Source organism: Vannielia sp. SX4, from assembly GCF_052828525.1.
This window is the reverse complement of record NZ_CM128247.1, coordinates 1,760,913-1,782,637: the sequence shown is the minus strand read 5'-3', so window position 1 is coordinate 1,782,637 and position 21,725 is coordinate 1,760,913. Positions and strand designations below refer to the sequence as shown.

Sequence of the window (21,725 nt, the reverse complement as noted above, 5' to 3'; positions counted from 1 at the left end):
CCCCTCCGAGCCACGATGTTTGACGATTTCCTCATCCGTGCCGCCTTCGCCGGTGTCGGCGTGGCACTTGTTTCCGCCCTGCTGGGCTGCTTCGTCGTGTGGCGGCGCATGGCTTACTTCGGCGATGCCACCGCCCATTCCGCACTGCTCGGCGTGGCGCTCTCCCTCGGCTTCGGCATTGCCATTCCGGTTGGTGTCGGCGTGGCCGCACTCGCGATGGGCCTCGCCGTCGGCGGACTCTCAGGCCGCCGCCTCGCCTCCGATACCCTGCTGGGCGTGCTCGCCCATGCCGCCCTCGCCTCCGGCCTCCTTGCTGTGTCGCTCATTCCCGGCGGCGCGCGGCTGGATCTGGAGGCCTATCTCTTCGGCGACATCCTTGCCGTCTCCCGCAGCGACCTCGGCCTGATCTGGGGCGGAGCCTTGCTGGTCGTCGCGGTGCTGATCTGGCGCTGGCAGGCCTTGCTGGTCTCTGTCATATCCCCCGACCTTGCCCGCGCCTCCGGCGTCGACCCAAGGCGGGAAAACCTCGTGATGGTCTTCGCCCTCGCCCTCACCGTTGCCGTGGCCATCAAGGTCGTGGGCGCGCTGCTGATCACCGCGCTGCTCATCCTGCCCGCCGCCGCCGCCCGCCCGCTGGCCCGCACGCCGGAGGTGATGGCCGCGCTTGCCGCCGTCATTGGCACGATCTCGGCCCTCGGCGGATTGCGCCTGTCATATCAGTGGGATAGCCCGACCGGCCCCACCATTGTCTGCACCGCCGCCGCCTTCTTCGCGCTGACGATGCTGCTGCGCCCGGTCCTGCGCCCTCTGCTGCACCGTGCGCCATGAGCGCCCATTTCACCGCCGCCCCCACCGCGCGCCTCTTCGGCCCTGACGGTCCACAGCCTCTCGGCCCGGTGCGCGCCCCTGCAAGCGAGCCGGAACTGCTCGCCGCCGCCCTGGACGCCGCACCACGCGCCACCTTCCGCCTCGACCCGCCCGCGCTCCACCTTGGCCCGAAGCAGCCCGGGCCCGCCTTCGAGACCCTCACGGGCGGCACCACAGGCACTCCCCGGCATATCCGTCGCACGCAAGCCAGCTGGATCGCCAGCTTCGAGGTCAACCGCGCCACATGGTCCCTCGGGGAGCAGACCCGCGCCGCCACCCTTGGCAGCCTCGCCCATTCGCTCACGCTTTACGGCGCGCTCGAGGCGCTCCACGTAGGCGGAGAAGCACACCTGCTCCACGGCCTGCGCCCCGACCGCCAGCAACAAGCCATAGCAAGCCGCGCCATCACCCTGCTCTGGGCCACGCCCTCGCAAGTCCGCCTGCTCTCCGGCCCGCCCGCGCCCGGTGTCACACGTCTGCTCATCGGCGGCGGTGCGCTCGATGCGGCGACCGAGGCACACGCCCGCGCACTCCTCCCTGCGGCGCAGATCCACAGCTTCTACGGCGCCGCCGAGACCAGCTTCATCACCCTCGACGGCGCGCCTTACCCTGGCGTCGAGATCGAAATCCGCAATCCGGACGCCGATGGCACCGGCGAAGTCTGGCTCCGCAGCCCCTATCTCTTCGAAGGCTATGCCACCGGTCCAGACCCTCACCGCGACGCGCGTGGCTTCACCACCGTAGGCGAGCGCGGGCGCCTTACCGATGGCAACCTCCACCTCGCGGGCCGGGCCGACCGCGCCGTGCGGATCGCCGAGCAAACCGTGCAGCTCGAAGAGGTCGAGGCCGCGCTCCTCGCCCTCCCCGGCGTCACTGAGGCCGCCGTGCTCCCCCGGCCTGATTCGGCCCGTGGCACCCGCCTCGTCGCCGCCTACGCTGGCACCGCGCAGCTCGAGCCCTCCGCCCTCACCGCCTTGCCGCCCCTCGCCCGACCGCGCAGCCTCAACCGCATCGCCACGGAGGCTTGGCCCCGCCGCCCCTCCGGCAAGACCGACCTCGCTGCAATTGAGGTCCTTCTGGCCGATGAGCACAGCAAAGAGGTCACCCCCTGATGCCCAGCGCCGTCCTCATCGCCGCCCGGCGCACCCCCGTTGCCCCGCGTGGCGGAGCCTTGGCCCGGATCGATGCGCCCGAACTCGCCGCCCATGCCGCCCGCGCCTGCCTGTCGGATGCAGGGCTCGCCCCAGATGACATCGACGAGCTGATCCTCGCCAACGCCCTCGGCGCAGGCGGCAACCCCGCCCGCATCGCCGCCCTCGCCGCTGGCCTACCCGAGCGCGTCGGCGGCCTCACCATCGACCGGCAATGCACCGGTGGGCTGGATGCCATCCTGCTCGCCGCCGCCCTCATCGAGAGCGGCCATGCCACCACCGTGCTGGCAGGCGGGGCCGAAAGCTTCTCGCGCCGTCCTCTCCGCATGGCAACCGACCCGGACGGCGGCCCGCCTCAGCCCTACCTGCGCCCCCGCTTCTCTTCAGACCCGGCCCATGACCCGGATATGCCTGAGGCCGCCAATGCCCTCGCCATCCCCCGCGCCACGCAGGATGGCTACACCGCAGAGTCGCACCGCAAAGCCCTCGCCGCCCCGCCACTGCCCGAGATCGCCCCGCTCGCCGGGCTGGCCGCCGATCCCTACGCCCGCACCCTCTCGCCGCGCCTTCTGGCCCGCGCCAAGCCCCTCGCGGGCAATATCACCGCTGCCAACACCGCGCCCGAGGCCGATGCCGCCGCTCTCCTCCTCGTCACCAACGAAGCGCGTGCGCAATCTCTCGGCCTGCCCTGTGTCCACATCGGTCCCTCCGCCATGCTGGGCGGCGACCCCTCCCAGCCCGGCCTCGCCCCGGTAGCCGCCATCCAAGCCGTCCTCACCAAGGCCAACCTCGCCCCCGAGCAGATCGACCAATTCGAGCTGATGGAGGCCTTCGCAGCCCAGGCCCTGGCCACCCTCAACGCCACCGGCCTGCCCGAATCCCGCACCAACCCGCAGGGCGGCGCCCTCGCACGCGGGCATCCCATCGGGGCCTCCGGCGCGATCCTCGCCTGCCGCCTCTTTCACGCCCTGACCGCGCCCGGCGGTCCCTCCACCGGCCTCGCTGCCATCGCGGCGGCAGGCGGGCTCGGCAGCGCCGCGCTCTTCACCCGGCCCTGACCCGCAGCTTGCCACCCCGCGCCCCGGCGGGTAACGCTCCGCCAACGCAACCGGCCAAGGGGCCCCTCTTGCTGCTCTATCGCCTTCTCGTCTCGCTCGCCGCCCCGGTGCTCGCCGCGCTCTTCGCGCTGCGGCTGATGCGCGGGCGTGAGACCGCGGAAGACCTGCGCCAACGCCTCGCCACCACCGATGAGCCGCCCCTCCCCGGCCCGCGCCTTTGGCTCCACGGCGCCTCCAACGGTGAACTCGCCGCCGCACGCGGCCTGGTGGACGCGCTGCTGGCAGCCCACCCGGTCCTCTCGCTCACAGTCACCGCCAACACCACCACAGGGCGCGACATGGTCACCGCATGGGCATTGCCCCGCGTCACCGCCCGCCTCGCACCGGTGGACCTGCGCCGCCCCCTGCGGCGCTTCCTCGCCACCCACGCACCCCGCGCCCTCGTGGTGATCGAAAACGAACTCTGGCCCAACCGCCTCACCACCCTGAAAGCCCGGGGCATTCCGGTCATCGTCGTCTCGGCCCGCCTCTCCGCCCGCTCCGCAGGGCACTGGGGCCGCCTGCCCGTGGTGGCCCGAGAGGTGCTTGGCTCCATCACCAGCCTCTCGGCGCAGGACGAGGAGAGCGCCGCGCGTTTCGCCGCCCTCGACCTGCCCGGGGCGGCCCGCGCCGCGCCCCTCGCCCTCAAGGCCTCCAGCCCGCCCCCCGCTGCCGATCCTGCCAAGCTCGCTGCCCTCGCGCCCGCCTTCGACCGGGATAATACCCTGCTCGCGGCTTCGACCCACCCGGGCGAAGAAGAGCAAGTGCTCACCGCCTTCACCAAGGCCCGCCAAAGCCGCCCCGCGCTCCGGCTCATCCTCGCCCCCCGCCATGCCCGGCGCGGGCCGGAGGTTGCCGCGCTGATTGCCGAGGCCGGGCTGCCCTTTGCAACCCGCTCCGCAGGCGAGGCTCCCCGCAGCGCGGCGGTTTTCCTTGCCGATACGATGAGTGAGATGGGCCTGTGGTATGCGCTCTCCGGCCTCTGTTTCACCGGCGGCTCGCTGGTGGAGAAAGGCGGCCACACGCCTTGGGAGCCCGCCCACTTCGGCTGCGCCCTGCTGCACGGCCCCTCCTCGTTCAATCAGGCGGAGGCCTTCGCCGCGCTCGACGCTGCAGGTGGCGCGCTCGAGGTTTCCGATGCCGCCGCCCTCGCCCATGCGCTCGCAGAGCTCACCCCCGAGGCGCAGGCCCGCATGGCCGAGATAGCCCTCCAGACCGCCGACGCGCGCAAGGCCGATCTCGCGCCACTTGTTGCCCGCATCGCTTCGATTGCAGGCATTTAGCACCCTAACCCGTGACGCCTCCGTGAATTTCCCGGTTGCGCGGCTGGTCACTTGCCCCTCTCATGTTAGCATCGCAGCAGAGAGACCCCGCCGAGCCATTTGTGACCAACCGCCCCGTGAACAAGCGCATCAGCCATCCCAAGCCGATCCACGTGCCCGTCCGTCTTGCCGGACGGTCCAAACGTGCGCTGCGCACCCAGTTCGCCGCACTCTGCTACCGGGTGGTCGAGGGCGAGGTCGAGGTGCTGCTGATCACCTCCCGGCGGCGCAAACGCTGGATCATCCCGAAGGGATGGCCGATGGATGGCCGCTCGGGCGCACAAGCCGCGGCCCAAGAGGCGTGGGAGGAAGCTGGGGCCAAGGGCAAGGCCCACCCGCGCTGCCTCGGCGTTTACAGCTACACCAAGGTCTCCGGCCCGCGCAAAGGCCTGCCGTGCCTGGTGGCGGTCTTCCCGGTCGAGGTGAGCGAGCTGCATGAGAGCTTCCCCGAGCGCAAGCAACGCAAGCGGAAGTGGTTCTCCGTCCGCAAGGCCGCAAGCAAGGTCGAAGAGCCTGAATTGCGGGCCATTCTCGCCGGTTTCCGCCCGCCCACACCGCGTCACACCTCCGACACCGGTAATTGAATTTTCATGTGGCCAGGGCTAGGTAACAGGCAATGATAAAGTATGCGCTGCAATGCCGCGAAGGCCACCGGTTCGAGAGCTGGTTCGCCGACGCCGATGCCTATGATGCTCTCGCCCGCGCGGGGCATCTCAGTTGCGCAGTCTGCGGTGGCGCTGAGGTCGAGAAATCGGTGATGGCCCCGCGTCTCGGCAAGGCGGCCACCGTCCCAGCAAGAGCCTCAGAGGGTTCCCCACCCTCCGTGCCAGCGCGTCCCCTCAGCACAGCCTCCACCCCGCAGGAAAAGGCGCTTGCAGACCTCCGCGCCAAGGTCGAGCGCGAGAGCGAATATGTCGGCGGCGAGTTTGCCCGCGTGGCCCGCGCCATTCACGATGGCGACGAGCCGCATCGCTCTGTCCACGGGGAGGCCCGGCTGAAGGATGCCAAGGCCCTTCTCGAAGATGGCATCCCCGTCATGCCCCTCCCCTTCACCTCCGCACGCAAGACCAACTGAGATGGCAGGCTTCCACGCGGTGATCACCGGCGCGAGCCGCGGCATCGGTCGCTCCCTCGCCGAGCGACTGGCCACGGAAGGCCCGGTGCTCGGCACCTGCCGCAGGACGCCGCCCGATCTGCCCGGCGTTACATGGGCCACAGTCGAGATGGCCGACCCGGCCTCCATCAAAGCCTTCGCCGCCGGGCTGGAGGACGCTCCAATCGAGCGCCTCGTCTGCAATGCCGGCATCTATCCTGACAAAGGGCAGAGCCTCGAGGGAGGCTACCCACCCGAGATGTGGGCCGAGAGCTTTACCGTCAACGTCACCGCCGCCTTCCTCACGGTGCAGGCGCTTCTGCCCAACCTCCGCAAGGCGCAGGCCCCGCGCATCGCCCTGATTTCCTCGCAAATGGCCTCAGATACCCGCGCGCCCGGCGGCAGCTACATCTACCGCGCCTCCAAGGCCGCGCTGCTGAACCTCGGGCGCAACCTCGCGACCGACCTGAAGCCGGAAGGCATCGCCGTGGGAATCTATCACCCCGGCTGGGTCCAGACCGATATGGGCGGCAGCGCCGCCGAGATCACCGTAGATGAGGCCGCAGAGGGCCTTGCCGCGCGCATCGCCGAGCTTTCGCCTGCCACCACCGGGCAGTTCCTCACGTGGGATGGCCACACCCACGCCTTCTAAGGCGCAGGCAGCCCGCCCTCTCAGAACTTCGTTTCACCCGAAACCGGCGTCACCTTCCGGCGGCTCACCACCGCCTCGCGCCACGTGATGAAGCTGATGGCCGCAATGATCACCGTGCCGCCGAGGATCACCCAGGTGTCGAGCCCCTCGTCGAACATGAAGTAGCCGAGTGCCACGGCCCAAATCAGCTGCAAGAAGGTCACCGGCTGGGTCACCGTCACCGGCGCGCATTTGAAGGCCACGCCCATGGTGTAATGCGCCCCTGTGGCAAAGGCCGCCGTCAGAAAGAGAATGCCGAGGTCGTGCCAGCTCACCGGTACCCAGACCGCCCATGCAAAGGGAACGAGCCCGATCGATACCGTCACCGAAAGCATCGCCACCAGCGTCGCCGCGCTCACCCGGTCCGAGATCTGCTTGGCCACGATATAGCTCGCCGCAAGGCACAGTGCCGCGCCAACCATGGCCCAATGCCCTGCCTGCAGCTCCCTGAAGCCCGGCCGCAGGATGATGATCGCCCCGATGAGCGCCGCCATCACCGCGAGGATCCGCCGCAGAGCCATCTTCTCTCCCAAGAAGATCACCGCTCCCAGCGTCACATAAACCGGCGACATGTAGTTGAGCGCCGTCACTTCCGCGATGGTGATCGTGCTCATCCCGTAGAACCAGAGCATGACCCCCACGGTATGCGCCGCGCCGCGCCCGGCGAAGATCTTCAACTCCCGTATGCCGAGCCGGTCGGCCCGGATCGCCGGGATCATCGGTAGGATAAAGATGAGCCCCAGCGCATAGCGCAAAAAGGCCGCCTGAGGCGCCGGCACCCTCCCGCCTGTCAGCTTCACCGAGGCCGTCACGGCGACGAAGAGAACGCCGGTCACAACCATCCAGAGCACGCCCGCAACGGGGCGATTGGGTGCTGCTGTATCGGGAGAAACCGTTGCCATGTGAACTATGTGCGGGAGTCATGCGACAAGGTCAACCGGGGTGGCCCCGCGTCACGCCCCCAGGATCAGCCCTGCCGCGATCACCCACATCACCACCCCGATGCCCACATCCAGCACCCGCCATGCCGTGGGTCGGGCAAAGATCGGGGCGAGCAGCCGGGCGCCATAGGCCAGCGTGAAAAAGAAGGTGAAAGAGGCGATAGCCGCCCCCGCCCCGAAGGCCAGCTCATGCGGCGCATAGCGCGTCGAGATCGAGCCTAGCAGCGCCAGCGTGTCGAGGTAGACATGCGGGTTGAGCCATGTCAGCGCGAGGCAGGTCGCCAAAGCCGCCAGCCGCGTCTGCCCGCCATTGCCCGCACTCTCCAACGCCTCGCCTCCGCGCCACGCCGCCCAAAAGCTCCGCGCCCCATAGGCCACCAAAAACGCCGCGCCACCCCAGCGGAACCACGGCAGCAGCGAGGGCATGACATCGGCCAGCGTGGCGAACCCGGCAACGCCGAGGCTGATCAGCACCGCGTCCGAAAGCGCGCAGGTCAGCGCGACTTCGAACACATAGGCCCGCTTCAGCCCCTGCCTAAGCACAAACGCATTCTGTGCCCCGATCGCCAGAATCAGCCCAAGGCTCAGGGAGAACCCCGCAATCGCCGCATCCCACATCTGTCCGTCTCCGTCTGGTGTCAGGGCGTGCTACGGGACTGCGTTGGATAAACCTAGTGAATTTAACTGATCCGGATTAAGCATAGCTTATGTTTACCGACCCGGCCCTCCTCGCCCTCCACGCCGTGCTCCGCACCGGCAGTTTCGAGGGCGCCGCCGCGCAGCTCAACGTCACGCCGCCCGCCATCTCCCAGCGCATCCGGAAACTGGAAGAGCAGATGGGCACACCACTGATCCGTCGCACGACGCCCTGCGAGGCCACCGAAACCGGCGCCCGCCTCTATCGCCATGCCGAAGAGATGGGCCTCCTCGCCCGTGCGCTCGCCGCCGATCTCGGGCAGCCCGCCGCCCCGGCCACCCTGCGCCTCGCCGTCAATGCCGATAGCCTCGCCACATGGTTCATCGACGCCATGGCCGGAGTGGATGGCATCAGCTTCGATCTGGTGTTGGATGATGAGGATCACTCCGCCGACTGGCTCCGCCGCGGCGAGGTGCTGGCCGCCATTTCTGCTCTCCCCGGGCCGGTGCAGGGCTGCGACGTGCACGCTTTGGGCGCCCTGCGCTACCACGCCACCTGCGCCCCGGGTTTCGCCGCACGCCACTTCCCGCATGGTCCAACGGCAGAGGCCCTCGCTCGCGCGCCCTGCCTGAGCTTCTCCGCCAAGGACCGGCTGCAAAGCCAGTGGATGCAGGCCGCAACCGGAGCGCAACCCTCTCCGCCCCATCACACCCTGCCCGCAACCTCGGCCTTCATCGATGCCGCCCGCACGGGCCTCGGCTGGGGCCTCAACCCGGCCCCGCTCGCAGCACCGCACCTCGCCGATGGCTCACTGGTCGATATGAAACCCGGCCTCACCGTGGACCGCCCGCTCTACTGGCTGGTCTCCCGCCTTGCCGCGCCGGCGCTGGCGGACCTCACAGCCTCGGTCCGCGCCGCCGCCCGCGCCCATCTCGTGCCGCCCGCCCGGGAAGAATTTTAGGGAATATTCTCCCCGGCCCGAAAATCCTTCGTGAAGAATTTTCCACCCGCGCGCGCCTTCACATGCGCCCCATCACAATGGCCAGAACACCAGAATGAGCGGGATCGATACCGCCACCACGAGGATCTCAAGCGGCAGCCCCATGCGCCAGTAGTCGCCAAACGAGTAGCCCCCTGGCCCGAGGATCAGCGTGTTGTTCTTGTGCCCGATGGGGGTCAGAAACGCCGAGGAGGCCGCCACCGCCACTGCCATCAAAAACGGGTCCGCCGAAACGCCAAGCGAGTTCGCCATCTGTATCCCGATCGGGGCAGCCACGATCGCCGTCGCGGTGTTGTTCAGCACGTCCGAGAGCGTCATCGTGACGACCATCAGGATCGTCAGAATTGCCCAGGCCGGCCATCCTTCCGTCAACCCCACGAGCCCGCCCGCGATCAGCTCGGTGCCGCCCGATTCCTCCAGCGCCGCACCCAGCGGAATCATCGACCCCAGCAGCACGACCACCGGCCACTCGATGTGGTCATAAAGCTCGCTCAGGCTGAGAATCTTGGTCAGCACGTAGCCCACCACTACGATCCCCAGCGCCACCGGCAGATATAGCAGCCCGAAGGACGCCGCAGCCACCGCGGCGGCAAAAAGCCCGATGGCGAGCCATGTCTTGCTGTCCTGTGTCACCGCAAGGCCCCGGTCGGCCAGCGGCAAGGCGCCGATCCAAGCGGTCACCTCCGCCGTCCGGTCATTGGGCGCAAGCAACAGCAAGATGTCACCCGGTTTCACGATCTCCTTGCGCACCTGGCTGGTGATCCGCTTGCCCTGCCGCGAGATACCCATCAGAATCGTCCGCTGCCGCCAGCTCAGCCCGATCCCATGCGCGGAGCGCCCGGCAATGCGCGAATCCTCTGGCACCACCACCTCGATCAGCCCAAGCCCGGCGCCAGCCTCGGCCAGCAACTCCCGGCGCTTCTCGTCGGAGAAGACCAGCGCGTGCGAGGCCCGGAACTCGTCCAGCGCATCCGGCACCGCCTCCAGCACCAGCGCATCCTCCGCCTCGATCTTCGTCAGCCGCTGAGCCCCATAAAGCCGCTTGCCGCCGCGCACGAGGCCCAGCACGCCCACGTCCGCCTTGGCCGCCAGCTCTTCGACATCGCGCACCCTCTGGCCCACGAACTTGGAGCCCTCCGGCACCGTCAGCTCGGCGATGTAATTCTTCACCTCGCTCTCCGAGACCGCGCCCGCTCCGTCCCCGGTCGAAGGGATCAGCCTCCAACCGCCGAGCGCCACAAAGGCCAGCCCCGCCAGCGCCGTCAGCCCGCCCACCGGGGCAAAGTCGAACATCCTGAACGGCTCACCAAGCGCATCGCCGCGCACCGAGGCGATGATGATGTTAGGCGGTGTTCCGATGAGCGTGGCCATGCCGCCGAGAATGGTGGCAAAGCTGAGCGGCATCAGCGACAGCCCCGGCGAACGCCCCGCCTTCCGCGCGGTCTGAATGTCCACCGGCATCAGAAGCGCCAGCGCCGCCACGTTGTTCATGAAAGCACTCAGCACGCCGCCCACGCCGCCCATCAGCGCGATATGCCCGCCCAAGCGGCGGGTCGATGACACCAGCGTGCGCGTGATCAGCAGCACCGCGCCCGAGTTCACAAGGCCAGCCGAAACCACCAGCACCAGCGCCACCACCAGCGTCGCCGGGTGGCCGAAGCCCTCGAAGGCCCGGTCCGAGGGCACCACGCCCAGCACGACCCCGGCCATGAGCGCCGCGAAGGCCACGAGGTCATAGCGAAAGCGCCCCCAAAGCAGCAGCCCGAAGACCGCCCCGAAAAGCACGAAGAGTGTTACCTGATCACCCGTCACCTGGGCCCGCCCCCTGAAAATTCTTTCGGCCGATCATGGCCCCCGCGCTGCCGGAAGGAAACCCGCCACGCACCTTGCCCCCGGCCCCGCCTCTGCCCTATATAGCCCGCCAGATCAGCCAACCAGCACGCAACGGAGGCCCCCATGGCCGGCCACTCAAAATGGGCGAACATCCAGCACCGCAAAGGGCGGCAGGATGCGGCTCGCTCCAAGCTCTTCTCCAAGCTCGCCAAGGAAATCACCGTGGCGGCCAAGATGGGCGACCCCGACCCCGACAACAACCCGCGCCTGCGCCTCGCGGTGAAAGAGGCCAAGTCGCAATCGGTGCCGAAGGACGTGATCCAGCGCGCGATCGACAAATCGCAAGCGGCGGGCGGCGATGACTACAAGGAAATCCGCTACGAGGGCTACGGCCCCGGCGGGGTGGCGGTGATCGTCGAGGCGATGACCGACAACCTCAACCGCACCGCCTCCACCGTGCGCAGCACATTCGGCAAGCACGGCGGCAACCTCGGCGAGACCGGCTCCGTCGGCTTCATGTTCGACCGCAAGGGCGAAATCACCTACCCCGCCTCCGTGGGCGATGAGGACACCGTGATGATGGCCGCCATTGAGGCGGGCGCCGAGGATGTCGAGAGCACCGAAGAGGGCCACACCATCCTCTGCGCCGACACCGATCTCAACGAGGTCAGCACCGCACTCGAGGCCGAACTGGGCGAAAGCGAAACCGCCAAGCTTGTCTGGCGGCCCACCACCACCACCGAGCTGGACCTGGAGGGTATGCAAAAGCTGATGCGCCTGATCGAGGTTCTGGAGGATGACGACGACATCCAGCGCGTCACCGCCAACTTCGAGGTCTCCGACGAGGTGATGGAGCAGCTCTCGGCTTGACGGTCCGCGTCAACACCCATCCGACAACCAGCCGCGCCCTGATCTGGGGCGCGGCTTTTTTCGTCCCGGTAATGTACTGGGCCCTTTGGCTGAACGTGAAGGGCGGCTGGCTCCTCCTTCCGCTCGCCGACAATGGCCGTTCGACCGAGCCCTTGCCCTTCGGCCTTGGTGTGATCGCTGGCTTATCTCTCGCCTTCGGTCTCGGAACAGCCGTGGCGCTCTGGCGGGCCCGCTTCGGATCGCTGCGTTCCATCTTCCTGCCCGGCCCCGGCCGCTTCGCGCTCTGCTTTTTCCTGACCTGCCTGACGCCCTACACCAGCATCGCGATTTTCCCGATGCCGGTGGTTTTCGTGTTGGGGTTTGACGCGTCGGCGGTCATTGCCTTCGCGATCTACTTGGCCGCATGGCTCATCGCCGCCGGGCTCATCATTTCCGGCCACCGCCCCAAAGTGCTCCGCGTACTGCTCTTTGGCCAAACCTACATCGTTCTGTGGTCGGCCAATCTGATTGCCTGCGGCCACTTCGCCTTTCGGGTCTGAACCTGGCTTAGAAAAAGCTCAGCGGGTCCACGTCCACCTGCACCCGAACCCGGCTGGGCCAGTCGAACTGCGCCAGCCAGGCCGTCACAGCCGCCTGCACTGGCGCGGTCTTCTCGGCCTTGATCAGCAGACGCACGCGGTGCCGCCCCCTGATGCGCGCAATAGGAGCAGGCGCGGGCCCGAACACTTGGGCACCGATCGCCCGTAAAGGCTCGGCCCGCCGCGCCATGGCCGAGCCGAGGCTGTTCACATCCTCCAGCTCGGGGGACGACAGAACGATCCCGACCAGCCGCCCATAGGGCGGCACGCCCGCCGCCTTGCGCTCCTCCGCCTCTGCCCGCCAGAAGGTCTCTTCCTCCCCGCTCAGGATCGCCCGGATCACCGGATGCTCGGGCTGGTAGCTTTGCAGCACCGCCAGCCCCGGCGCCTCGGCCCGCCCCGCCCGGCCCGCCACTTGCCGCATCAGCTGAAAGGTCTTTTCCGCCGCCCGCAGGTCGCTCCCCTGCAAGCCCAGATCGGCGTCGATCACGCCCACCAGCGTCAGTAGCGGAAAGTTGTGCCCCTTGGCCACCATCTGCGTGCCGATCACGATGTCCGCCGCGCCGCCTGCGATGCCCTCCACCGCCGCCTTCAAGGCCCGCGCCGAGCCGAAAAGGTCACTCGACAGCACCGCCACCCGCGCCTCGGGGAACAGCTCCTTCACCTCCTCCGCCAGCCGCTCCACCCCCGGCCCCACCGGCGCCAGCTTGCCCTCGACGTTGCAACTGGGGCAGGCCTCGGGCACCGGCTCGGTGTGGCCGCACTGGTGGCACATCAGCCGCTTTAGGAACCGATGCTCCACCATCCGCGCGTCGCAATCCGGGCAGGCCACCTGATGCCCGCAGGCCCGGCAGATCGTCACCGGCGCATAGCCCCGCCGGTTGAGAAACAGCAGCGCCTGCTCCCCCTTCTCCATCCGGTCCTCCACCAGGCGCCGCAGGGTGGGTGAAACCCACCGATCCGAGGGCAGCCCCTCCGCCCGCATGTCGATCGCCCGCATCTCCGGCAGCACCGCCGCCCCGAACCGGCTCGTCAGCTCCACCCGCGCGTATTTCCCGGCCTCCGCATTGGCCCAGCTCTCCAGCGAGGGCGTGGCCGAGGCCAGCACCACCTGTGCCCCTTCGATGGAGGCCCTGAGGACCCCCATGTCACGGGCGCTGTAGGTCACGCCGTCTTCCTGCTTGTAGGAGCCGTCATGCTCCTCGTCGATCACGATCAGCCCCAGCTCGCGGAACGGCAGAAACAGCGCCGAGCGGGCGCCCACCACCAGCGAGGCCCCGCCCTCGCCCACCATCTTCCAACAGCGCCGCCGCTCGGTGACCGTCACCCCATGGTGCCATTCGGCGGGCTTGGCGCCAAAGCGCGCTTCCACCCGGCCCAGAAACTCCTGTGTCAGCGCGATCTCGGGCAGCAGCACCAGCGCCTGCCGCCCCTGCGCCAAACACTCTGCCACCGCCTCCAGATACACCTCGGTCTTGCCCGAGCCGGTCACGCCCTTGAGCAGCGTCGTGCCATACTCACGCGAAGCCACCCCGCGCCGCAACGCCCCTGCCGCCTTCGCCTGCTCGTCATTCAGCGCCTTGCCGCCGTAGTCCGGGTCGAGCGCCGGATAAGGCACATCGCGCGGCGCCAGCTCTTCGCTGACAGCCCCCAGCTTCACCAGCCCCTTCACCACTCCGGTCGAGACGCCTGCGATCTCCGCCAGCTCGCCCAGCGTGAACGACAGACCGCCGTGCTCCTCAAGCACACCGAGAACCCGCTCCCGCGCGGGCGTCATCCGGTCCACTTCGCCCTGCCCGGGGCGGTACACCTTGCGCATGCCCGGCGGCGTCGCCAGCCCCGGCGCGCGGGTCGCCATCCGCAGCATCTGGTGCATGTCGGTCAGCGTATAGGCCCCGGCCCGCTCCAGAAACTCGCGCATCCCCGCCCCCATCGGCGCCACATCAAGCACCTCGCCCACCCGTCGCAGCTTGGCCCGGTCGAACCCGCCCTCGCCCGGCCCCCAGACCACGCCCATCACCCGGCGCGGCCCGAGCGGCACCACCACGAAGGCGCCCGCCGCCACGCCGCCCTCCGGCGCGGCATAGTCCAGCGTGCCGCCCAGAGGCTGCGTGGTCAGAACCGCAACCGGCTCGCCCACCGCAAAATGGCCGTTAGCGCTCACATTCTCCCCAATATCCGGGTTTCAGTGCCCCCTGTCCTGCGGTATGAGAGGCGCAACCGCAAGTCCGCCCGAGGAGGCCGCACATGAAATTCTTCGTAGATACCGCCGAGATCGACGCCATCGCCGAGCTGAACGACCTTGGCATGGTCGACGGGGTCACCACCAACCCTTCCCTGATCCTCAAGTCGGGCCGCGACATCCTCGAGGTCACCAAGGAGATCTGCGACATGGTCGACGGGCCGGTTTCCGCCGAGGTAGTGGCCACCGACGCCGATGCCATGCTCGAAGAGGGCAAAAAGCTCGCCGGCATCGCCCCCAACATCGCGGTGAAGGTGCCGCTCACCTGGGCCGGCCTCAAGACCTGCAAGGCACTCTCCAGCCAAGGCACCATGGTGAATGTGACCCTCTGCTTCTCCGCCAACCAGGCCCTGCTCGCCGCCAAGGCCGGCGCCACCTTCATCTCTCCCTTCATCGGGCGGCTCGATGACCTCAACCTCGACGGCATGGACCTGATCGGCGACATCCGCACGATCTACGACAACTACGCCTTCTCCACCGAGATCCTCGCCGCCTCGATCCGCTCCGTGAACCACATGAAAGACGCCGCCCTCATCGGCGCCGACGTCGCCACCGCCCCTCCCGGCGTGATCAAGCAGATGGCCAATCACGTGCTGACCGACAAGGGCCTCGACCAGTTCGTGAAGGACGCGGCCAAGGCGGGCATCAAGATCGTCTGACGGCGGTCTCCCGCCGTTAAATTCCTGATCCCTTCACAAGCCTCAACCGATGGTTTAGGGGCCTGTCTCCAATTCGGCGTGCCTCCTGCGCCGGCGTAAGAGCTGTGAGTGACCGCGAATGAAGTCGTTTTTTCAGGGTATCGTCGGAAACATCAAATCCCTCCTGATCGGCCCCTTCGCCATAATGATCGTCTGGCTCCTGTCGGAGCGGCAGCGTTGGAAGACCCGCGGCAAAAAGCCGGTCGTTCACAATGAAGCCCCCTACGATGGCCGCCGTATCATGCTAATGGCGCTTTACGAAAAGGGGACGCTCCGGCCTGACGTCATTCGCCTTCTCAAAGCGGCGCGCAACGAGGGCCTCTACATCCTCGCGGTCAATACGCTCAAACTGACTGATCCTGCAGAGGTCGAAGGCCTGATCGACTGCTACATCGAGCGCCCGAACTTCGGCCGTGACTTCGGCAGCTACCGCACCGGTTTCCTGCACCTCTTCCAGCGTGGCTGGCACAAGGAGTGCCCACGCCTCCTGCTCATAAACGACAGCATCTTCTTCTCCGAAGAGCGGATGCCAAAGTTCCTGTCGGATATGATGGGCAGCGAGATCGAGGTTCTCGGTTCGACCGAGAACTTCTTCATGGAGCATCACCTCGGCTCATTCTGCATCGCAATGAGCGGCAGTGTTCTGCGCAACCCGTCCTTCCGCACTTACTGGAACAACTACAGACAAACCGACCTGCGCCCCTATGTCATCAAACGCGGCGAGATGGGGCTTACGAAGACCCTGAAGCGCTGTGCGTCCGCACCCGATCAGTTCAAGGCCCTGTATGACACCAGCCGGTTCCTGAACGCCCTGCGCCATGATCCCGATTTCGTTGACTTCACCATCAAGAACGGGCGCACCTGCGACATCATCGTCTGGCCGCGTTTCAGCGCCCGCAAGGTGATCGACTTCCTGCAAGGGCGTTACCTGATCTCCGCCGCTGACATGGACGACCGCAAAGACCTTCAGCTCCGGGTCGACAGCACGCTGGACGAGCTCGCACGCATGTATCCGGTGAATGACAGCGCAACCCTGCGCGGTTTCGTGGCAAAGCATCTGCACGCCGACGAGAAGGTCGACGATACAGTGCTCGACGACGCTATCCACTCGGTGCTTGGCGATATCTTCATGCAGGGCGGCCACATCCACCAAAGCCCCGCCCCACTGATCCACCTCGGCCTGCCGATCATAAAGCTCGACGCGATCTATCGGGGCACCCAGAATGTCTACGACACGCTTCGGATCGCCCATCTGCTCCAGCCGGTGGAAGCCGATGAGTACACCCACATCCTGACCAGCCGCCCTTTCGGTGGCGACACCCTGACCGGCTGGAAACGCGTCGCCTTCATGAAGGGCTACATCTAGCGCCAGCGCCCAACCGCCCCTAGAGAACTGTAGTGAGTAAAGTCGATCTGATCATCGGTGGCTATGAGCGCGGCGGCACCACGCTGCTATCAGAGATTTTCCGCGCCAATGGTTTCGAATCCGGCTTCGAATGCGGCGTGTTGCTGGCGGATGAGCCCGCAAAAATGCCCGAGACCGGATCCTACCGGGAGACGCTGCTCGCCGGCTGGAGGATCGAGCCGGAAACCCGTGCCGAAGCCGCTGCTGGCGATTTCGATCACTTCTACAATACCCTGTGTACCGCTGCCTTCCCGGATCACACCGGCAGATTCTTCGACAAGACCCCGCGCTACATGGCGCAGCTAGGCCTCTGCCTGCACCGCTACAGCGCTATCAAATCCGCAGTGATCATCCACCGCGACCCTCACGCGGTCTTCCTCTCAATGGCGACGCGCATGTTGCCCAACATCCCGCCAGCGAAAGCGGTCACCAAGAAGTTCAAGGCGCTGACGGAACGCTATCTTGACTACTTCATCGGCTGCATCGCGCATCAGGATGCCGAGAATGTCCTCTTCGTGCCGCTTGAAGAACTTGTCAGCCGCGAAGATGTCTGGATGAAAACGCTGGGCTATTTCGTCACCGGCAAGCCCTTTCACAAGCGCGACGGTCGGTCTCGCTATGACAATGTCGGCAAGAAAGGGATGGATCTTGAGCGGATCATGGGCTTCGAGTCGCAGTTGCCCGCGTCACTTCAGGCCGAGATTCTCGACGCCACGCGCCTCGCCTCCCCATTCTTTGCCGATGCAACAGAACGTGCCCGCTACGGCGACACCTGGGCCGAAGCCCAGCACCGCATTCTCGCCCTTCTGGGCAAGTATGAGCGCCCGCGCAGCCTTGTGCTGGAAGACGGCACCTACTTTGAGCCATTCACATACCTCCTGCGCTACGCCGACGTGCGGCGCGCGGGTCGGGACCCGGTGGAGCACTACCAGAAGAGCGGCAAACGCGAAGGCCGCCTCCCGCACTAAGCCCCCCAGATCGCAGCGCACGCCCCTGTGACTCTACCGCCACCTTCCTCCCTCGCCCGGGCCTGACCCCGACAAAACCCTTGCCCGCGCGCGGCCCGGTTTGAAACAATCGGCTCAACCAACAACCACGCGTGGGCTATAACCGACCCATGTCGGACAATGAGGCAGATATGAGTGAAGCGGCGGAGCAGCTGATCGGGCTGCGGTCCATGATCATTTCCGAACCTGACATGATCCTTGAGGATCGCGACATCATGCATGCGCTGATCGCGGCCAACGAGAAGTCGCTCGGCGGCAATATCGTCGACCTGCGCGGCATCGCGATGGAGCGGCTAGAGGCCCGGCTCGACCGGCTCGAGGATACCCACCGCTCCGTCATCGCCGCCGCCTATGAAAACCTCGCCGGCACCAACCAGGTCCACCGCGCGGTACTCTCCATGCTGGAGCCGACCGATTTCGAGGATTTCCTGCGCAACCTCGGCAGCGAAGTGGCGCATACCCTGCGAGTCGACTGCCTCCGCCTCGTGTTGGAAAGCGTGCAGGAGGGCGAAGACCCGGCAGTGAAAAAGCTGGGCGACGTGCTGCATGTGGCCCCTCCGGGCTTCGTGAACGACTACCTCACCATGGGCCGCGACAAGCCGGTGCGCCCGGTCACACTGCGGCAGACCCGGCCGCAATTCTCGGTGATCTACGGCGAGGCCGCGCCCAACATCCACTCCGAGGCCTGCCTGAAGCTCGACTTCGGCGAGGGCCGCCTGCCCGGCCTTCTGGTCATGGGCGCCGAGGATCCGCACCAGTTCCGCCCCTCGCAAGGCACTGACCTGCTCGGCTTCTTCGCCGGGGTCTTCGAGCGCCAGATGCGGCGTTTTCTGGGATGATTGCCCCCTCTCCGGCGCTGACCGAGGCGCTGGAGCTGTGGCTTGCGCAGCTTCGGGCGCTGGACGGTCGCGCCGAAAACACCCTCGAAGCCTACCGCCGCGACGTGTCCGGCTTCCTAGGTTTTCTGCCACAACACTTCGGCGAGGGCATCGGCAAGGCCCGCCTCGCCAAGCTCACCCTGCCCGACATGAGGGCATGGATGGCGCATGAGCGGGCGGGCGGCGTCAGCGCAAGGTCGCTGGCCCGGATGCTCTCGGCGGTGAAAAACTTCCTCGGCTGGATCGCCGAGCGCGAGGGCTTTGAGATGTCCGCCCCGCTCTCCGTCCGCGCGCCCAAGTACCAGCGCAAACTGCCCCGCCCTGTCGGGCGCGGCGCGGCGCGCGATCTGATCGATACCGTCTCGCTCCAGCACCCGGAGCCATGGGTCGCCACCCGCGATGTCGCCGTGGTCACCCTGCTCTACGGCTGCGGCCTGCGAATCTCCGAGGCTCTGGCCCTCACCGGCGCCGATGCCCCGCTGGCCGATGTGCTTCGGATCACCGGCAAGGGCGGCAAGGAGCGGATCGTGCCGGTGCTGCCCGTCGCCCGCGACGTGGTGGAAGACTACCGCCGTGATTGCCCGCACCAGCTTGGCCCAACCGAACCGCTCTTTCGCTCCATCCGGGGCAAGCCGCTCTCCCGCCGCGCCGTGGCCAAGGTAACAGAGGCCGCCCGGATGCAGCTCGGCCTTCCCGCCACCTGCACCCCCCATGCCCTGCGCCACAGCTTTGCCACCCACTTGCTGGAAGCGGGCGGCGACTTGCGGACCATTCAGGAACTGCTCGGCCATGCTTCGCTCTCCACCACGCAGGCCTATACGGCGGTCGATACCGCCCGGCTGATGGATGTCTACGACCGCGCCCATCCGCAGGGCCGCAAGCGCGCCTGACCGCCCGGGTTACCCGCAAGCCGCGCTGCACCCGGCATTTCCCGCCGGGCGGGAATTTCGATTGCCGCGCCGCCCTTGGCCCGGTAACCCTTCGGCCCATGTCGGATCGGTTCAAGGCCTACGGGGTCCACCTCTTTACCGCCACGGGGGCGGCGCTCGCGATGCTCGCGATGCTGGCCGCCGTGCAGGGCGACTGGCCGGTGATGTTCCTCTGGCTGCTCGCCGCCTTCGCCGTTGACGGCATAGATGGCCCGCTGGCCCGCAAATACGACGTGACCAACCACGCCCCGATCATCGACGGCGCCCTGCTCGACCTGATCATCGACTTCCTGACCTACGTCTTCATCCCCGCCTTCGCGCTCTACGGCTCCGGCCTGCTGCCCAACCCATGGGCAGCCCTCTGCGCGCTCGGCATCTGCTTTTCCTCAGTGCTCTACTTTTCCGACACGCGGATGAAGCTGACCGACAAGAGCTTTCGCGGCTTCCCCGGCTGCTGGAATCTCGCGGTACTGGTGCTGATGGCCATGCAGCCCGCGCCTTGGATCACGGTGCTCACCTGCATCGTGCTGGCCGCCGCCATGTTCCTGCCGCTCAAGTTCGTCCACCCCACGCGCACCAAGCGCTGGCGCAACTTCACCCTACCGGTTTCGGTGATCTGGGTGGCGCTGGCGGTGATCGCGGCGTGGCAGAGCTTCGAGCAGCAGCCGTGGCTCTCGTGGTCGCTGGGGGCCACCACGCTCTGGCTCGCGCTGGCTGGCATTATCCAGCAGGTCATCCCCGAGCGCTGAGCCTCACGGGATTGTGCCGTGCGCCGGGCTGATCGGCGCGGGCGAATGCGCTACCCTTACGTGAACCGTGACCCAACCCGGGAGACGCCCGATGCTGATGCCCCGCCGCCACTTCTTCGTCACCGCCAGCGCCGCCGCCGCGGCCCTGTGCCTGCCCGCCACCGCCCGCGCCGCCTCGCTTGCGCCCACAAGCTCCATGCGTGGAGGGGCAAACAACTACCGCCCAGGCGCGCCGCTCGTCGAGCGTCTCGGCTCAGGCTTCACCGTCCACGGCAAGGTGCTCCGCGCCGCCGATGGTCGCCCGCTCGAAGGCCGCCGCATCCAGATCTGGGCCGCCACCACGCTCGGCGGCGAGCGCGAGCCGCGCAACCACGGCTCCGTACTGACCCGCGCCGATGGCTCCTTTGCCCTCGAGATGGAGCAGATCGTGCCCAACTTCGGTCAGCCGCACGCGCACCTCGCCTATGACGACGGCGAGTTCGAAACCGTGTTCCTCCGCCCCGTCATGCCAAGCCCCCGCGATACCTCCGTGCGGGCCGATTTCGTCCTCGCCTGAGCTTGCGCCCCACCCTCACCTGGGCCGCCCTCGCGGCGCTCATCGCGGTGCCGGTTTCGCTCGCTGCCGTCAGCCCATGGCTCGCCTATCGCGGCTTCGCCTATATCACCGGCGGCTTCGCAGGCATCCTCGCGCTCTGCCTCCTGCTGGTGCAACCGCTCCTCGCCGCCGGCTACCTGCCCGGCTTGCGTGGCCCCACAGGGCGCTTTTGGCACCGCCGCGCAGGCATCGCCCTCGTGACACTCACCGCGCTCCACATCGCGGGCCTCTGGGTCACCAGCCCGCCCGACACCGTCGATGCCCTTTTGCTCCGCTCTCCTACCCCCTTCTCGGTCTGGGGCTTCATCTCGCTCTGGGGCATCGCCGCCACCGCCCTTCTGGTGGCCCTGCGCCGAAAGCTGCCCCCGCGCCGCTGGCGTTGGGCGCATAACGCACTGGCGGCGCTGGTCGTGCTCGCCACCGTCCTCCACGCCGTTCAGATCGAAGGCGCGATGGAACTGATCTCCAAATGGACGCTCTGCATCGCCGCCCTCGCAGCAACCGTCGCCGCCATGATCGACCTGCGGCTGCTGCGCCGCTAAATCAGCAGCCCAGCCGCGCCCTCGTGCCGGAGCAAGGCCACCTTGGTCTCTATCCCCATGCCACCAGAGAACCCACCCAGCGAGGACGCCCCCAGCACCCGATGGCAGGGGATGATCAAGGGAATCGGGTTCGCCCCGCAGGCTCCGCCGATGGATTGCGCCGAAAAGCCAAGTTTCTTCGAGATCGCGCCGTAGGTGGTGGTCTCTCCGAACGGGATCTTCCGCATCTCCGAGCAGACCAGCTTGACCACCGCCGATCCCTCCACCCTGAGCGGCAGCTCGAAATCCTCCCGCTCCCCAGCGAAATACGCACCAATCTGGCGCTCCGCCTCACGCAAAAGCGGCGAGCCTTCGCCCGCCGCCTCTTCGCTCCACTTAACGCGGGTGATCGCGTCGCCCTCCTCAGTCAGCACCATGCGGCCGACCGGGGTAGAGAGCGCGAGGGTGGTCATGGTCGCCTGCACGGAATCAAGGCGAAGCCGCCGTGCAGCGCCGACCCGCCCCCCGGGGCGGCGCTTTAGCGAAGATAGCGCTCCCTTCTGAGGGAAGATGACCACGGCCACCATAAAGTGCCCCGAACCACCGTTGCATGCGCCACCA

23 protein-coding genes are annotated in these 21,725 nt (G+C 67.5%); 18 read left to right on the top strand and 5 right to left on the bottom strand.

Features of this window, described 5'->3' with window-relative positions; genetic code table 11:
- Positions 1-15 precede the first annotated feature (15 nt).
- From ACUXVX_RS08890 to ACUXVX_RS08860, 7 genes are all read left to right on the top strand, one after another.
- Positions 16-828 (top strand): metal ABC transporter permease, encoded by an 813-nt coding sequence (locus tag ACUXVX_RS08890; RefSeq protein ID WP_446311243.1) that lies wholly within the window; start codon positions 16-18, stop codon positions 826-828.
- Entirely contained in the window at positions 825-1,979 is a 1,155-nt protein-coding gene (locus ACUXVX_RS08885; RefSeq protein WP_446311242.1) for an AMP-binding protein, read from the top strand. Before ACUXVX_RS08890 ends, ACUXVX_RS08885 begins: the two co-directional genes overlap by 4 nt.
- Complete coding sequence (locus ACUXVX_RS08880) at positions 1,979-3,076, top strand: thiolase family protein (protein WP_446311241.1); 1,098 nt, start codon at positions 1,979-1,981, stop codon at positions 3,074-3,076. The genes ACUXVX_RS08885 and ACUXVX_RS08880 overlap by 1 nt, the downstream gene beginning before the upstream one ends.
- Positions 3,077-3,144: 68 nt before the next feature.
- Entirely contained in the window at positions 3,145-4,398 is a 1,254-nt protein-coding gene (locus tag ACUXVX_RS08875) for a 3-deoxy-D-manno-octulosonic acid transferase (protein WP_446311240.1), read from the top strand.
- A 101-nt stretch (positions 4,399-4,499) separates the two neighbouring features.
- On the top strand, positions 4,500-5,021 hold the full coding sequence (locus ACUXVX_RS08870; protein ID WP_446311239.1) for an NUDIX hydrolase: 522 nt from the start codon (positions 4,500-4,502) through the stop codon (positions 5,019-5,021).
- A 32-nt stretch (positions 5,022-5,053) separates the two neighbouring features.
- Positions 5,054-5,512 carry a DUF1178 family protein gene (locus ACUXVX_RS08865; protein ID WP_446311238.1) on the top strand — a complete coding sequence of 153 codons (459 nt, stop codon included), beginning with the start codon at positions 5,054-5,056 and terminating at the stop codon, positions 5,510-5,512.
- A 1-nt stretch (position 5,513) separates the two neighbouring features.
- Positions 5,514-6,182 carry an SDR family oxidoreductase gene (locus ACUXVX_RS08860; protein ID WP_446311237.1) on the top strand — a complete coding sequence of 223 codons (669 nt, stop codon included), beginning with the start codon at positions 5,514-5,516 and terminating at the stop codon, positions 6,180-6,182.
- Between the two features lie 20 nt (positions 6,183-6,202).
- On the opposite strand, the gene ACUXVX_RS08855 is transcribed toward ACUXVX_RS08860, so the two are convergent.
- Positions 6,203-7,123, bottom strand: a complete 921-nt coding sequence (locus ACUXVX_RS08855) for a DMT family transporter (protein WP_446311236.1) — start codon at positions 7,121-7,123, stop codon at positions 6,203-6,205.
- A 51-nt stretch (positions 7,124-7,174) separates the two neighbouring features.
- On the bottom strand, positions 7,175-7,780 hold the full coding sequence (locus ACUXVX_RS08850; RefSeq protein ID WP_446311235.1) for a LysE/ArgO family amino acid transporter: 606 nt from the start codon (positions 7,778-7,780) through the stop codon (positions 7,175-7,177).
- An 89-nt stretch (positions 7,781-7,869) separates the two neighbouring features.
- Between ACUXVX_RS08850 and ACUXVX_RS08845 the strand changes: the two genes are divergently transcribed.
- On the top strand, positions 7,870-8,760 hold the full coding sequence (locus ACUXVX_RS08845) for a LysR family transcriptional regulator ArgP (RefSeq protein WP_446311234.1): 891 nt from the start codon (positions 7,870-7,872) through the stop codon (positions 8,758-8,760).
- A gap of 72 nt (positions 8,761-8,832) precedes the next feature.
- On the opposite strand, the gene ACUXVX_RS08840 is transcribed toward ACUXVX_RS08845, so the two are convergent.
- A complete protein-coding gene (locus ACUXVX_RS08840; protein WP_446311233.1) occupies positions 8,833-10,611 on the bottom strand; it encodes an SLC13 family permease in 1,779 nt (592 codons plus the stop codon).
- Between the two features lie 144 nt (positions 10,612-10,755).
- Between ACUXVX_RS08840 and ACUXVX_RS08835 the strand changes: the two genes are divergently transcribed.
- Entirely contained in the window at positions 10,756-11,502 is a 747-nt protein-coding gene (locus ACUXVX_RS08835) for a YebC/PmpR family DNA-binding transcriptional regulator (protein ID WP_222469931.1), read from the top strand.
- A complete protein-coding gene (locus ACUXVX_RS08830) occupies positions 11,499-12,041 on the top strand; it encodes a hypothetical protein (RefSeq protein ID WP_446311232.1) in 543 nt (180 codons plus the stop codon). Before ACUXVX_RS08835 ends, ACUXVX_RS08830 begins: the two co-directional genes overlap by 4 nt.
- A gap of 7 nt (positions 12,042-12,048) precedes the next feature.
- Here ACUXVX_RS08830 and ACUXVX_RS08825 read toward each other — a convergent pair whose 3' ends face one another.
- On the bottom strand, positions 12,049-14,220 hold the full coding sequence (locus tag ACUXVX_RS08825) for a primosomal protein N' (RefSeq protein ID WP_446311231.1): 2,172 nt from the start codon (positions 14,218-14,220) through the stop codon (positions 12,049-12,051).
- Positions 14,221-14,327: 107 nt separating this feature from the next.
- Here ACUXVX_RS08825 and fsa point away from each other — a divergent pair, with 107 nt between their 5' ends.
- The 8 genes from fsa to ACUXVX_RS08785 all read left to right on the top strand — a co-directional run bounded on the left by fsa (position 14,328) and on the right by ACUXVX_RS08785 (position 21,125).
- Positions 14,328-14,981, top strand: coding sequence for a fructose-6-phosphate aldolase (fsa, locus tag ACUXVX_RS08820; RefSeq protein WP_222491958.1), 654 nt, complete (start codon positions 14,328-14,330; stop codon positions 14,979-14,981).
- A gap of 118 nt (positions 14,982-15,099) precedes the next feature.
- Positions 15,100-16,386, top strand: a complete 1,287-nt coding sequence (locus ACUXVX_RS08815) for a rhamnan synthesis F family protein (protein ID WP_446311230.1) — start codon at positions 15,100-15,102, stop codon at positions 16,384-16,386.
- Positions 16,387-16,418: 32 nt separating this feature from the next.
- The gene (locus ACUXVX_RS08810) at positions 16,419-17,393 is read left to right on the top strand and encodes a sulfotransferase (protein ID WP_446311229.1); all 975 of its coding nucleotides are present in this window, start codon (positions 16,419-16,421) and stop codon (positions 17,391-17,393) included.
- Positions 17,394-17,563: 170 nt separating this feature from the next.
- Complete coding sequence (locus tag ACUXVX_RS08805; protein WP_222491952.1) at positions 17,564-18,271, top strand: DUF484 family protein; 708 nt, start codon at positions 17,564-17,566, stop codon at positions 18,269-18,271.
- A complete protein-coding gene (locus ACUXVX_RS08800) occupies positions 18,268-19,200 on the top strand; it encodes a tyrosine recombinase XerC (RefSeq protein WP_446311228.1) in 933 nt (310 codons plus the stop codon). Before ACUXVX_RS08805 ends, ACUXVX_RS08800 begins: the two co-directional genes overlap by 4 nt.
- 98 nt (positions 19,201-19,298) lie before the next feature.
- On the top strand, positions 19,299-19,988 hold the full coding sequence (locus tag ACUXVX_RS08795) for a CDP-alcohol phosphatidyltransferase family protein (protein ID WP_446311227.1): 690 nt from the start codon (positions 19,299-19,301) through the stop codon (positions 19,986-19,988).
- A 91-nt stretch (positions 19,989-20,079) separates the two neighbouring features.
- The gene (locus tag ACUXVX_RS08790) at positions 20,080-20,544 is read left to right on the top strand and encodes a twin-arginine translocation pathway signal (protein WP_446311226.1); all 465 of its coding nucleotides are present in this window, start codon (positions 20,080-20,082) and stop codon (positions 20,542-20,544) included.
- Between the two features lie 2 nt (positions 20,545-20,546).
- Positions 20,547-21,125 (top strand): ferric reductase-like transmembrane domain-containing protein, encoded by a 579-nt coding sequence (locus tag ACUXVX_RS08785; protein ID WP_446311225.1) that lies wholly within the window; start codon positions 20,547-20,549, stop codon positions 21,123-21,125.
- Here the strand turns inward: ACUXVX_RS08785 and ACUXVX_RS08780 are convergent.
- Positions 21,122-21,577, bottom strand: a complete 456-nt coding sequence (locus tag ACUXVX_RS08780) for a methylated-DNA--[protein]-cysteine S-methyltransferase (protein WP_446311224.1) — start codon at positions 21,575-21,577, stop codon at positions 21,122-21,124. The genes ACUXVX_RS08785 and ACUXVX_RS08780 overlap by 4 nt on opposite strands.
- Positions 21,578-21,725: the final 148 nt, after the last annotated feature.

Bases quoted from the DNA above. Each gene is read 5' to 3' on its own strand.
- ACUXVX_RS08890 (WP_446311243.1), top strand. From the start codon at position 16: ATGTTTGACGATTTCCTCATCCGTGCCGCCTTCGCCGGTGTCGGCGTG.
- ACUXVX_RS08885 (WP_446311242.1), top strand. From the start codon at position 825: ATGAGCGCCCATTTCACCGCCGCCCCCACCGCGCGCCTCTTCGGCCCT.
- ACUXVX_RS08880 (WP_446311241.1), top strand. From the start codon at position 1,979: ATGCCCAGCGCCGTCCTCATCGCCGCCCGGCGCACCCCCGTTGCCCCG.
- ACUXVX_RS08865 (WP_446311238.1), top strand. From the start codon at position 5,054: ATGATAAAGTATGCGCTGCAATGCCGCGAAGGCCACCGGTTCGAGAGC.
- ACUXVX_RS08860 (WP_446311237.1), top strand. From the start codon at position 5,514: ATGGCAGGCTTCCACGCGGTGATCACCGGCGCGAGCCGCGGCATCGGT.
- ACUXVX_RS08855 (WP_446311236.1), bottom strand. From the start codon at position 7,123: ATGGCAACGGTTTCTCCCGATACAGCAGCACCCAATCGCCCCGTTGCG.
- ACUXVX_RS08850 (WP_446311235.1), bottom strand. From the start codon at position 7,780: ATGTGGGATGCGGCGATTGCGGGGTTCTCCCTGAGCCTTGGGCTGATT.
- ACUXVX_RS08845 (WP_446311234.1), top strand. From the start codon at position 7,870: ATGTTTACCGACCCGGCCCTCCTCGCCCTCCACGCCGTGCTCCGCACC.
- ACUXVX_RS08835 (WP_222469931.1), top strand. From the start codon at position 10,756: ATGGCCGGCCACTCAAAATGGGCGAACATCCAGCACCGCAAAGGGCGG.
- fsa (WP_222491958.1), top strand. From the start codon at position 14,328: ATGAAATTCTTCGTAGATACCGCCGAGATCGACGCCATCGCCGAGCTG.
- ACUXVX_RS08815 (WP_446311230.1), top strand. From the start codon at position 15,100: ATGAAGTCGTTTTTTCAGGGTATCGTCGGAAACATCAAATCCCTCCTG.
- ACUXVX_RS08805 (WP_222491952.1), top strand. From the start codon at position 17,564: ATGAGTGAAGCGGCGGAGCAGCTGATCGGGCTGCGGTCCATGATCATT.
- ACUXVX_RS08800 (WP_446311228.1), top strand. From the start codon at position 18,268: ATGATTGCCCCCTCTCCGGCGCTGACCGAGGCGCTGGAGCTGTGGCTT.
- ACUXVX_RS08795 (WP_446311227.1), top strand. From the start codon at position 19,299: ATGTCGGATCGGTTCAAGGCCTACGGGGTCCACCTCTTTACCGCCACG.
- ACUXVX_RS08790 (WP_446311226.1), top strand. From the start codon at position 20,080: ATGCTGATGCCCCGCCGCCACTTCTTCGTCACCGCCAGCGCCGCCGCC.
- ACUXVX_RS08780 (WP_446311224.1), bottom strand. From the start codon at position 21,577: ATGACCACCCTCGCGCTCTCTACCCCGGTCGGCCGCATGGTGCTGACT.